Source organism: Nesterenkonia sp. F (assembly GCF_000220985.1).
Taxonomy (GTDB): Bacteria; Actinomycetota; Actinomycetes; order Actinomycetales; family Micrococcaceae; genus Nesterenkonia.
Window position 1 is genome coordinate 73,263 of sequence record NZ_AFRW01000015.1, and the last position, 11,484, is coordinate 84,746.

Below are 11,484 nucleotides of genomic sequence, written 5' to 3' on the forward strand. Positions count from 1 at the left end.
CTTGGGCGCACCCGCGCTCCGGCATAGACTCAGACGCCATGACCGTGCCAGCGACTGCTCCGGAATCCCGGGGGCGCCTCGGGCCGGTCTTCTACGCCTCGCTGGTGCTCTCGATCGCGTTCGTCGCGTTCGGGCTGCTCTTCCCTCGCGTGCTCACCGATTCCCTCACGGCCGTCCGGGAGGTCGTCGTCGGGAGCTTCGGCCCCGTCTACCCGATCACCGTGTCGCTGCTGCTGGTGTTCATCGTCGTGCTCGCGCTGTCTCCGGCAGGGAAGAGGCGCCTGGGCGGGCAGGATGCGACGCCGGAGTTCGGCGTCGTCTCCTGGGTGGCGATGTTGGTGAGCGCCGGCGTCGGACTCAGCTTCCTGTTCTGGGGAACGGCCGAGCCGCTCATCCATCTCGCCGATCCTCCGTACGGCGCCTCCGATCCCGGTTCGACGGAGGCCGCCCGCGCCGGAATGCGCTACTCCTTCCTGTTCTGGGGCCCGCACGCCTGGGGGATCTACGCGGTGGTCGCGATCGCGATCGGCTATGCGGCCTTCACCCGGGGGACCGGCATGCTCGTCAGCTCCGCGCTGCGGCCGCTGCTCGGGCGCCTCGCCGACGGCTGGATCGGCGCCGTCGTCGACACGCTGGCGGTGCTGGCGATCCTCTTCGGCGTGGCCACCTCGCTCGGGCTCGGGACCGGCGAGCTCAACGCCGGGCTCTCCGACCAGTTCGACGTGGCCGACTCCTACGGTGTGAAGATCGCGATCATCGTCGGGCTGATGACCTTCGCCACGATCTCCTCGATGACAGGACTGGGGCGCGGCATCCGGGCTCTGAGCCTGGTGAACGTCACCCTCTGCGGCCTGCTGCTCGTGCTCGTCCTGAGCCTGGGCCCCACCGGATCGATCGTCTCGACGCTCGGCACCGGCGTCGCCGGCTACGTCTCCACGTTCGTGCCGATGAGCCTCGCGACGGAGGGCGCGGCCGGCGACGCCTGGACGGCGGACTGGATCTACTTCTTCTGGGCGTGGTGGATCGGCTGGGCGCCGTTCGTCGGGACGTTCATCGCGCGCATCTCCCGCGGCCGCACGATCCGTGGCATCGTGACCGGCGTCGTGCTGGTGCCGAGCCTGGTGAGCATCGTGTGGTTCTCCGTCTTCGGCGGCACCGCCCTGGCGCGCGAGCTCAGCGGAGCGGTGTCGGTGTCCAGGATCGCCTCGGAGGCGAAATCGATCGCCACCCTCGCCGTCTTCGACACCCTGCCGCTGACGGAGATCGCACTGGTGGTGCTCGTGCCGGTGCTTGCTCTGCTGTTCATCACCTCCGCCGACTCGGCGTCGTTCATGCTCGGCAGCACGACGACGGGCGGCGCCATGAAGCCCCCGCGTCCGGTGCGACTGATGTGGTCCTTCGCGGCCGCCTTCGCCGCTGTGCTGCTGCTCAGCGGAGGTCAGGACGACCTGCGCAGCGCGGCGGTGATCGCCGCGGCGCCCTTCACCGTGATCCTCCTGGGCCTGGCGGTGTCCCTGGTGGTCATGCTGCGACGGGACCGTGTCGGGGTCCTGCGGAGGGGACCCGGCCGATGACCGGTGAACCATTGTGGCGAGGTCCCCGGCGAACTATGGTCTGTGCCACCCGCATCGGGCGGCACTTCAAGGAGGAACGCCGTGGGCACGCTCATCGTCTGGAACGTCATCTCGATAGACGGCTTCTTCGAAGGAGACCAGCCGTGGGATCTGCGACTCCATGAATATATCTGGGGCGAGGATCTGCGCCGTCTCAGCCTGCGGTTCGGCGAGGAGTCCGGCCTCCTCGTCTTCGGGCGGAACACCTATGAGGGCATGGCGGCCCACTGGCCGACCGACACGGGCGAGCCCGAGATCGCCGAGTACATGAATGCCATCCCGAAGCTCGTGGCCTCCCGCACGCTCACCGCGCCGGAATGGAACAACACCGAAGCGACCTCCGATCCCGTCGCGGAGCTGACGCGGCGGAAGCAGCTCGACGATCGACCGATCTACGTCTTCGGCAGCGCGAACCTGGTGGAGGCTCTGCTCGATGCCGGCCTCGTCGACGAGCTGCTGCTCGGCATCGCCCCGGTGATCCTGGGCTCCGGCACGCCGTTCTTCGCGACGAGTGAGGCCGCACGGCCGCTCGAGCTCCTCGAGTCCCACGCCGTGGACACCGGAGGCGTTCTACTCCGCTACCGTCCCGCCCGCGGGTGAACGACCTCTCCGGGCCGACGTGCCGCGCATCCCGCCGCTCGCCCGTAGTCTGGTGGCATGGCAGAGCCGACGCGTTGGGCGACAGAGACGAAGGACGGCCACTCGCAGTGGTACATCGAGCGATTCCGGACTATGGCCGCCGAGGGGCACGACCTCGTCGGCGAGGCGCGACTGGTCGACGCGATGGTGCCGCGGCAGGCGCGGATCCTCGACGCCGGCTGCGGGCCGGGCCGTCACGCCGGTGAGCTGCATGCTCGCGGACACGCCGTCGTCGGGGTCGACGCCGATGCCGAACTGATCGCCGCGGCCGAGGAGGACCATCCGGGCCCGCGGTACCTCGTCGCCGATCTGGCCGAACTTGATCTGGAGTCGCTCGGGGAATCGGAGCCGCTCGACGCCGTCCTGCTGGCCGGCAACGTGATGGTGTTCCTCGCCTCGGGAACCGAGACGCACGTGCTGCGTCGGCTCGCCGCCTGTGTGGCCGCCGACGGATTCCTGCTCGTCGGCTTCCACATCGACCGCCACCTGCGCCTGGAGGACTTCGACCGGTTCGTCGCCGAGGCCGGGCTGCGGGTCGAGCACCGCTTCTCCACCTGGCAGCTCGACGCCTGGCAGGACGACGCCGACTTCGCCGTCACCGTGCTTCGCCACGCCTCCGGATAGTCTGGGGCTGTGAACGTGGCACCGACCAGCACCTCCCGCACGTCCCTGGCCCGGCCGGCCTCACGCCGCTCCCAGGTGGCCCCTGTGGAGCTGTTCTTCGATCTGGTCTACATCTTCGCCGCCGTCCAGCTCGCACAGATCCTGCTCGGCGACCTCAGCTGGACCGGGGTGCTGGAGGTCGTCATCCTCTTCGCGGCGGTGTGGTGGGGCTGGAACTACACCGCGTGGGCGATGAACTGGCTCGATCCGGCGCGCACGCGGATCCAGCTGCTCTCGGCGGTGCTGATGCTCGCCGCGCTGGGCATGGCCGTCGCGATCCCGAGTGCCTTCGACGGGCAGAGCTGGATCTTCGTCGGGTGCTATCTGTTCATGGGGATCCTCCGGCCGGTGGTCATGATGCTCGCCTTCTCCGGTCAGCAGCTGGCCCGCAACTACCGGATGCTGCTGCTGTGGACGATGTTCGCCGGCGTCTTCTGGATCTTCGGCGCGGCGGCCCCGGACGGCTGGCGGATCCCGCTGTGGCTCACCGCCGTGCTCGTCGACTATGCCGCCCCGCTGGCCCAGTTCCGGGTGCCCTTCGTCGGCTCGGCGCCCATGCATCTCTGGGACACCGATGCCGAACACCTGTCCCGGAGGAACCGCCAGGTCTTCGTCATGGCTCTCGGCCAGTGCATCCTGCTGATGGGCGGGGCCGTCGTCGACCAGGCGCCGCTCGCCCTGCCGCTGATGGCGAGCCTGACCGTGGGCTTCGCCTCACTCTTCGTCCTCTGGTGGAACTACTTCGCCCTGGCCGGGTCCGGCGCCGCGCACGGCAACACCTCCACCGGCGCGCTGCGCACGGCCTTCGCCTACGCCCATGCGCTGATGGTCCTCGGGGCCATCCTGGTGGCGGTGTCCATCGAGCTGCGCCTGACGCATGGCGCCTTGACACCGGCGATCGTCGTGGTCACCACGGCGGGGCCGCTGGTCTATCTGGCCGGGAATCTGATGTTCATGCGCTCGCGCTTCGGACGGCTGGCGCAGTCCCGCATCCTCGCTGCGGGGTTGCTGGTGGTCATCACCGGAGTCGCCGTCGCCCTGCGCGAGGTGATCCCCGTGGCCGTCCTGAGCCTGACGGTGCTGGCGATCACGACGTCGCTGGCGGTGTACACCGCCGTCCAGCGGCGCGCCGCCGCGCACGGCGGACGCGCGACGTAGGCTGGAACGGTGAGCGACGCATCCGACTTCACCCTGCACACCACCACGGTCGACGGCGACGGCTCCACCGTCGTCTTCCTCCACGGCCTCTTCGGCCAGGGCAAGAACTTCACCCAGATCGCCAAAGGGCTGGCCGATGAGCACGAGAGCCTGCTGGTCGACCTGCCGGACCACGGCCGTTCGGACTGGACCGAGCATCTCGACTACGAGCAGCTGGCCGACCTCGTCGCCGCGGAGCTGCGCACCGGCGTCGCGAGCGAGGCTCCGGTGCATCTGGTGGGCCACTCGATGGGCGGCAAAGTCGCCATGGTGCTCGCGCTGCGGCACCCGGAGCTGATCGAGCGGCTCGTCGTCGTCGACATCTCCCCGGTGGCCTCCGGCGGATCCATGGGCCAGTTCGAGCACCTGCTCGACAGCCTCGCCCAGCTGGATCCGGCGGGACTCTCCTCGCGACGCGAGGCCGATGAGCAGCTGCAGGAGGCGATCCCGTCGTCGATGATCCGCGGGTTCCTGCTGCAGAGCCTGGTCCGCGACGGCGACGGCTTCCGCTGGCTGTCGAACCTGGAGCTGCTGCGCGCCGAGCTCGACGTGGTCGGCGGATTCCCGGACCTGGGCAATCGCGAGTTCGCCGGCCCGGTGCTCTGGATCGCCGGCGCGGAGTCGGACTATGTCGCCGAGGAGCATCGGCCGGCCATGCGGGAACACTTCCCCCAGGCGCAGCTGGTGCGGATCAAGGGGGCCGGCCACTGGGTCCACGCCGAGCAGCCCGAGGTCTTCACCTCTGTGCTGCGGCGCTTCCTCGCGGCCGAGGGCTGAGGTCCGCGGCGGCAGGGGAGCGAGTCGTGTTCGGGCCGCGGTGTCAAGGCATCGGTGCACCTGTGGACGCTCCATCCACATCTGCGCGGGTCCGCTGGCGGGCGTGTTCGGGCTCGTCGAGGATCGAGTCATGGCATTCGATGATCTTCCACCTCACTGGACCGAGCTTCCGCTCTCGACCCCGTACCTGGCCGGCGACGTCGTCGACCTGGTGGTCAAAGAATCCGATCGCGCGCAGAACACCTTCGCGGTGCTGCCCTGCGACGACGACGACATCGGCTTCCCGACGCCGGTGCTCATCGACCAGACCGACTGGCTCGTCGACGACGAGGAACGCCGGGAGATGCTGGGGGCGCTGGCCGGGATCGGTGTGCCCGCGGTAGTCCTGGCCTTCTCCTCCGCACGGCGCCTTCCCGACGGCATCCTGGGCCGGTGGCGTGCCGACGCCGAGACGGCGTTCGGCGCGGCCGGCACGCGGGTGATCGGCGTCTTCACCGCGTGGGCGCACCACGTGGAGCCGGTGCCCGCGCCGGTGTGAGGGCCCGGCACGGGGCGGGTGCCGCTCAACCGGTCGGCAGGGCCGCGGACCGCAGCTTCTTCATCGCCTGAGGCAGGTCTGCCAGTGCTGAGGCAGCCCGGGCCTCGGCGGCGTCGGCGAAGGCCCGGAAATCGCCGGCGGCGCGCGGTGTGGATGCCTCGGCCGCCAGGCGCCGAGCATGGGCGCCGAGCAGCAGCGCGTCGCGGTGGTCGCCCAGCACCGTCTGCAGCCGTGACCCTCTCTTCGCGGCACGGCGGGCCTTCTTCCCCAGGACTTCCGCAGGAGGCTGGGTGAAGGCTTCGGCGATGTAGCGCAGGCGTCGTCCCGCCTTGCGCAGCCGGTGGGCGTCGGCCAGCGTCCGGTCGTCCGGGCCGTCGAGCAGTCCGACTTCGAGTCGGTCGGCCATGGTCCGCGCGCGTGTGATCTCTGAGCGGACCGCGTCCTTCAGGAACGGCTTCGCCGACTCCTCGGCCAGGGCGGGGTCGACAGGGGCGTCCTCGGCCCAGTGCTCCAGCGCCGTCGTCAGGTCCTCGCCGTGCTCCTCCCACCATGCGACGAAGGCCTCGTGGGCCGTCGCCCGCTCCTCGAGAATCGCATCGATCAGCGTCGCTGGGATCTCCTCGACGGGTTCGTCGTCGCCGGAGGTGCGCAGCTCCTCCAGCACCGAGCCGGCCAGCTCCGCGGCGACCTCGAGATCGCGAGCCTCACCGAGGATGTCGCCGAACGTCGAGAGGCGGTGCCGCAGATCGGTCACCTCGTCCCCCAGGAAGCGCGAGCGAAAGGCAACCAGGAGCGACCGTAGTCGGCGCACTGCAGTGCGCAGCTGATGGACGGCGTCGTATTGGTCCTCCACTGCGGCCGGCAGCCGGTCGAGGACGACCTGCGCCCGCAGTCCGACGGCGGCGGTCAGCACCTCCTGGGCGGTGCGGTGCTCTGGACGCGACATGGGCTCCCTCCTGCGAAGCTCCTGGCATGGTGGGTGGACGGTCGGGCGGCGAGAGCCGGACCCGGCCCCATTCAACCCGCCTCCGGCCGCCACGACCAGAGCTGGCAGGGTGCCTGATCGTTCCGATGTCCGACCGGCGGACCGGCGTTGGTCGTGCGCTCCTCCGTCGGCGGAGACTCGCGCCCCGACCGCGTCGCGGTCGGAGAGCCTCAGCCGCGCAGCTCGATCTCGTCCGGATGCGGAGTGCGGCGCCCGGCCTCGCCACGGTCCAGGGCGTCGAGCGCGGCGACGTCCTCCTCGTCCAGCTGCCAGTCGAGGATGTCCAGATTCGCCGCCATGCCCTCAGGGCGGGAGGACTTCGGGATGATCACGTCGCCGCGCTCGAGATGCCAGCGCAGGATCACCTGCGCCGGGCTGCGCCCCAGCTGCTCGGCGAGGGCGACGACGGCCGGATCCGCCAGGTCGTCGCCCTTGCCCAGCGGGCTCCAGGCGGTGACCATGATGCCGTGCTCACGGCAGAAGGCTCTGAGCATGTCGTTCGCGAAGGACGGATGGACCTCGATCTGGTCGACGGCGGGCACCTCTCCGGTCGCCTCGATGATCCTCTCCAGATGGTCCTGCTGGAAGTTGGAGACGCCGACGGCGCGAGCCCGTCCGGATTCGCGGGCGGCGAGCATCGCTCGCCAGGTGTCGACGTAGGAGACCTCCAGCCGCGGCATCGGCCAGTGGACCAGGAACAGATCGACGGCGTCGAGATCGAGACGCGCCAGCGACTCGTCGAGGGTGCGGTCGACGTCGGCGGGCGCGTGATGGAAGTCGTCGAGCTTGGTGGTGATGAAGAGATCCTCGCGCGGCACGCCCGAGGTCCGGATCCCCGCGCCGACGCCGGCCTCGTTGCCGTATCGCTGTGCGGTGTCGAGGTGGCGGTACCCGGCCTGCAGAGCGGCGGCGACGCGCTCGGCGGCGTCCGGCGTGCCGCCGGTGCCGAAGCCGATCTGCGGAATGGACGGTCCGGAGTTCAGCGGAAGGTGCTCCATGGCACGAGCCTACGTCGTCGCGGCCGGCAGTTCACGGGGTCAGCGCCGCGGAGAGCTCCCGACGGGCGAGCTGGGGATCGCCGGTGACGTCGACGCCGGCCGCATCGAGGTCGAGTCGGCGCCAGAGCAGCAGCGCCAGATCGCGGGCCGATCCGCGCAGCGTCGCCGCCGGCGCGGGGTCCTCGCCGACGAGCTGCCAGGCGGCGTCGGCGTCGGTCGCCTCCAGGCGCAGCGAGACTTCCGGCGCGGCCGTCCGCTGCAGGCGCAGCTGGCGGGGATGCATCACGGTGATGACCTCGTCGACGGCGTCGGCCCACAGCTCGTGGCCGGGATCCGGCATGACCGTTCCTGCGGCGCGGTGCAGATCGTGCAGATGCACCAGCGCCTCGTGAGTCTGCCGACGCCGCCAGAACGCCGACGGTCCGGTCCCGGACATCGTGCGCACCGGCGTCTGCGGGGCGAGGGCCGAGAGCGTCCGGTGCAGTCGTGCCGCCTGCCGCGCATAGTGCTCGGGGACCGACGTCGTGCGCTGCGGAGGCCTGATGTCCTCGGCACCGCGGACCAGCGCCTCGGCCCAGGCATGGACTCCGGCGACGTGCTCGCCCAGATCGCCGACGCTCCACCCGGGGCAGCCCGGCACCTGCGTCTGCTCGTCGACGGCGAGCAGGCCGGCGTGCAGGTGTTCCTGCAGGTCGGCCAGACGGGCCAGCAGGTCGAGGTCATCCGTCGCAGTCATGGCGACGAGCCTACCGGCGTCGCGCTGACCACTCCAGACGGCCGGCGGGCGCGTTCTGCGTGCCTCCCGGGTCAGGCCGGTTCCTTCTCCCGGTTCCCGTCGGCGGGCTCCTCGCCGGGCGCCGCCCGTGAGGCCAGGCCCTTCGAGTCCTTGCTGAAGAAGGCCCCGATGATGCCCAGCACGCCGACGGAGCCGGCGACCATGAAGGCCACGTTGGCGCCGTGGATGGGGCCTTCGACGCCGTAGACCTGCGGGTCGCGCGCCGAGGCGGACATGATGGTGACCAGCCCGGCGGTGCCCACGGAGGCGGCGATCTGACGCAGCGTGTTGTTCAACGCGGTGCCGTGCGGCACCAGGTGGCGGGGGAGCTGGTTCAGCGCCGCGGTGGTCACCGGCATGATGACCATCGCCGTGCCGACCATCCGCACGGTGTTGACTCCGGCGATGTAGGCGAAGGTGGTCTGCGCATCCAGATCGGCCAGGAAGAAGGTCGAGCCGGTCACCAGCGTGAAGCCGAGGACGGCGAGCCAGCGCGCCCCGACGGCGTCGAAGATCCGTCCGGTGATCGGCGACATCAGACCCATGAGCGCCGCTCCGGGCAGCAGGGCCAGACCGGACTCGACGGCGGTGTGGCCGGTCATGTTCTGCATGTACAGCGGGATGATGAGCATGCCGCCGATCATCACGATGAACACGCACATGCCCAGGGCGGTGTTCAGCGTGAACATCGGATAGCGCAGCACCCGGAACTCGAGGATCGGCTCGGGCAGCTTCAGCTGGCGCAGGATGAAGATCACCAGCACCACCGCGCCCAGGATCAGCGGGAGATAGACCTGGGGGCTGGTCCAGCCGGCGTCGCCGGCCGTCCCGAAGCCGAAGAGCAGGCCGCCGAAGCCCAGCGAGGACAGGATGATCGAGAGCACGTCGAGGCGCGGGAAGGTGCGTTCGGTGACGTTCTTCAGGATGAACAGCCCGATGATCAGGTCGACGATCGCGATCGGCAGCATCATCAGGAACAGCGTCTGCCACGGCAGGTGGTCGACGATCCAGCCCGAGAGGCTCGGGCCGATGGCCGGGGCGAAGCCGATCACGAGCCCGAACGTCCCCATGGCGCTGCCGCGCTTCTCCACCGGGAAGATGGCGAAGAGGATCGTCTGCATCAGCGGGATGATGATGCCTCCGCTGGCGGCCTGCACCACGCGGCCGGTGAGCAGCAGCGGATAGACCGGCGCCGCCGCGCAGATGGCGGTGCCGACGATGAACAGGATCATCGCGGTGAAGAACAGCGCCCGCGTGGTGAACTTCTGGATGAGGAATGCGGTGACCGGGATCATGATGCCGTTGACCAGCATGAAGATCGTCGTCATCCACTGGGCGGCGCTCGCCGAGATGCCGAAGTCCGCCATGAAGGCCGGCAGGGCGGTGTTCAGCAGCGTCTGGTTCAGGATGATGACGAACGCGCCCGAGACCAGCACCGCCATCACGACGCGGCGATTGATCGGCTTCGGCGGCGAGTCCGCGGCGGGACGGCCGGCGGCCTCCCCGGCGACGTCGGGGGAGCGGTGTTCAGTCGACAAGGGGCGACCTTCCTTCATCTGTCATGACTCGTCCCCGACGCGTCGGCGCCGGGGGTGCGTCGTGCGCGCGGCGGGGCGCCGCGTCGCGGTCAGCGGTGGTGTGCGTCGGCGGCGGGCGTCCCGCCCTGCTCCAGCAGGTCGAAGGCCGAGCCGATGAGCTCGTCCAACGTCGACGTCTCGTCGGTCGTCCAGCGCCGCACGGCGATGCGGACCGCGCTGACCGCGGCCCCGGCGATCAGCGCCGGCCTCAGGTCCTGCTCGACGTCGACGTCGAGCCGTCGGGCCACCGCCGCGGCGAAGGCCTGCTCGAGCTGGGCGTATTTGCCCAGCTGTCGCGCCAACAGCGCCGGATGCTCCTGGACCAGCTGCTGGCGGGTCCGGGCGCGTGCCCGGCTGGCCTGCATCAGCGAGGCGGGGTCGTTCTCCGTCATGGCCATGCGGATCGCGCGCAGGGGTGCTTCCTCCGCGGGTCGGGCTTCGACGAGCGCGCGCAGCAGCTCGGCGACCGCCCCGGCGTCGGTGACGAGGGCGTCCTCCTTGCAGGAGAAGTAGTTGAAGAACGTCCGGGGTGAGATCTCGGCGGCCTCGGCGATCATCTCCACCGTCAGGTGCGAGAGGCCGACGTCGAGGGCGAGATCCAGCGCGACGCTGCGGATCGAGCGACGGGTCAGGAGCTTCTTGCGCTCCCTGCGGCCCATGGCGCCGACCGACTGCTCCGCGTCCTGCATGACCGCGACGATATCGAAAAACTTGCACAGCCTGCAAAAATATTGGGCTGTGATCCTGGTCGCCCGTCGGCGCCTGACCTGTCCGGGCCGGCCGCCGGCTTCCACTCATCGGGCCTCCACGACGGACCCTTCGGCCGGCACCCCCGCCTCGACGTCGAACGGGCCGCGACCGGAGGCCGGCCACTCGCGGTAGTCGCGGAAGAGCACCGGCACTCCGCGGGCCGTGACGAGATCCGCGGTGTCGGTGACCTGCACGTGGACATGCGGCTGGGTGGAGTTCCCCGAGTTCCCGCAGGCGCCGATCTGCTCGCCGCCTCGCAATCGGTCGCCGGGCGCGACGCGCACCGAGCCGCGACGCAGATGCACCAGCGTGACGACCAGGCCGGTGCTCGTCTCGCGCAGCAGCACGTGGTTGCCGGCGACGGCGGTCAGCCCCTGCCGCAGTCGCCCTCCCTGCCCGAGCATGTAGCTCAGCAGCCCCAGCGGCGAGCGACGGGCCTGATGATCGGGCTCGCCGTCGTGGACCGCGACCACGGTGCCCGCCACCGGGCTGAGCACCGGGCGGCCGAAGGCGACGAAGCGCTCGGGAGCCTCGGCGCCGACCAGTGGTCGCCGGGGCGCGGCCGGCGCGGAGCGGTGCTGCTCGTCGACGCCGACGAGGTCGATCGCATGGCGCAGCCCGAAGCGGTCGGTGCCGTGGCTGGGGACCCGCCGGGCGGGACTGTTCTCGACCGCCCAGCGGTCGGCGACGGGCAGCGGGATGCTCAGTGGTGCGGACATGAGGTCATTCCACGGGGCTGGAGCTCCTCCGGTCCAGGTCCGGCGGGCCGGAGCCGCATGCCCGCCGGCGGGACCGCAGGAGATTCTGCCGATGATCAGCGATGCATGCCGACGTTGACCACGCGTCCCGAGGCGTCGCGGTAGAAGAAGCGGCGGACTCCCCAAGGCTCGTCGGTGAGCGGATGCACGATCTCCGCGCCGGCACGTGCGGCGGCTCGGTGCGCGGCGTCGACGTCGTCGACGAACACGGAGA

Annotated in this window: 13 protein-coding genes; 6 read left to right on the plus strand and 7 right to left on the minus strand. The window is 70.5% G+C overall.

The features are described 5' to 3' along the window. Nucleotides 1–38 precede the first annotated feature (38 nt). The 6 genes from GU5_RS13460 (at nucleotide 39) to GU5_RS0101565 (ending at nucleotide 5,427) form a co-directional block, all read left to right on the plus strand. Nucleotides 39–1,574 (plus strand): BCCT family transporter, encoded by a 1,536-nt coding sequence (locus tag GU5_RS13460; protein WP_010523822.1) that lies wholly within the window; start codon nucleotides 39–41, stop codon nucleotides 1,572–1,574. Between the two features lie 81 nt (nucleotides 1,575–1,655). Continuing rightward, nucleotides 1,656–2,213 carry a dihydrofolate reductase family protein gene (locus tag GU5_RS0101545; RefSeq protein WP_010523823.1) on the plus strand — a complete coding sequence of 186 codons (558 nt, stop codon included), beginning with the start codon at nucleotides 1,656–1,658 and terminating at the stop codon, nucleotides 2,211–2,213. 57 nt (nucleotides 2,214–2,270) lie between these two features. After that, complete coding sequence (locus GU5_RS0101550) at nucleotides 2,271–2,876, plus strand: bifunctional 2-polyprenyl-6-hydroxyphenol methylase/3-demethylubiquinol 3-O-methyltransferase UbiG (protein ID WP_029513924.1); 606 nt, start codon at nucleotides 2,271–2,273, stop codon at nucleotides 2,874–2,876. Nucleotides 2,877–2,885: 9 nt separating this feature from the next. Then, nucleotides 2,886–4,073, plus strand: a complete 1,188-nt coding sequence (locus tag GU5_RS0101555) for a low temperature requirement protein A (protein WP_050806546.1) — start codon at nucleotides 2,886–2,888, stop codon at nucleotides 4,071–4,073. A gap of 9 nt (nucleotides 4,074–4,082) precedes the next feature. Further along, nucleotides 4,083–4,889, plus strand: coding sequence for an alpha/beta fold hydrolase (locus tag GU5_RS0101560; protein ID WP_010523826.1), 807 nt, complete (start codon nucleotides 4,083–4,085; stop codon nucleotides 4,887–4,889). 130 nt (nucleotides 4,890–5,019) lie between these two features. Beyond that, complete coding sequence (locus GU5_RS0101565) at nucleotides 5,020–5,427, plus strand: hypothetical protein (protein WP_010523827.1); 408 nt, start codon at nucleotides 5,020–5,022, stop codon at nucleotides 5,425–5,427. A 25-nt stretch (nucleotides 5,428–5,452) separates the two neighbouring features. Here the strand turns inward: GU5_RS0101565 and GU5_RS13465 are convergent, their stop codons facing one another. The 7 genes from GU5_RS13465 to GU5_RS17740 form a co-directional block, all read right to left on the minus strand. Then, a complete protein-coding gene (locus GU5_RS13465) occupies nucleotides 5,453–6,373 on the minus strand; it encodes a CHAD domain-containing protein (RefSeq protein ID WP_010523828.1) in 921 nt (306 codons plus the stop codon). Nucleotides 6,374–6,582: 209 nt separating this feature from the next. Further along, entirely contained in the window at nucleotides 6,583–7,410 is an 828-nt protein-coding gene (locus tag GU5_RS0101575) for an aldo/keto reductase (protein ID WP_010523829.1), read from the minus strand. A gap of 31 nt (nucleotides 7,411–7,441) precedes the next feature. Then, complete coding sequence (locus GU5_RS13470; protein WP_010523830.1) at nucleotides 7,442–8,146, minus strand: maleylpyruvate isomerase family mycothiol-dependent enzyme; 705 nt, start codon at nucleotides 8,144–8,146, stop codon at nucleotides 7,442–7,444. A 71-nt stretch (nucleotides 8,147–8,217) separates the two neighbouring features. Next, nucleotides 8,218–9,723, minus strand: coding sequence for an MDR family MFS transporter (locus tag GU5_RS0101585; RefSeq protein WP_010523831.1), 1,506 nt, complete (start codon nucleotides 9,721–9,723; stop codon nucleotides 8,218–8,220). A gap of 89 nt (nucleotides 9,724–9,812) precedes the next feature. Further along, a complete protein-coding gene (locus tag GU5_RS0101590; RefSeq protein ID WP_010523832.1) occupies nucleotides 9,813–10,451 on the minus strand; it encodes a TetR family transcriptional regulator in 639 nt (212 codons plus the stop codon). 105 nt (nucleotides 10,452–10,556) lie between these two features. Beyond that, nucleotides 10,557–11,231 carry a M23 family metallopeptidase gene (locus GU5_RS0101595; protein ID WP_010523833.1) on the minus strand — a complete coding sequence of 225 codons (675 nt, stop codon included), beginning with the start codon at nucleotides 11,229–11,231 and terminating at the stop codon, nucleotides 10,557–10,559. A gap of 95 nt (nucleotides 11,232–11,326) precedes the next feature. Continuing rightward, on the minus strand, nucleotides 11,327–11,479 hold the full coding sequence (locus tag GU5_RS17740; protein ID WP_033227702.1) for a VOC family protein: 153 nt from the start codon (nucleotides 11,477–11,479) through the stop codon (nucleotides 11,327–11,329). Nucleotides 11,480–11,484: the final 5 nt, after the last annotated feature.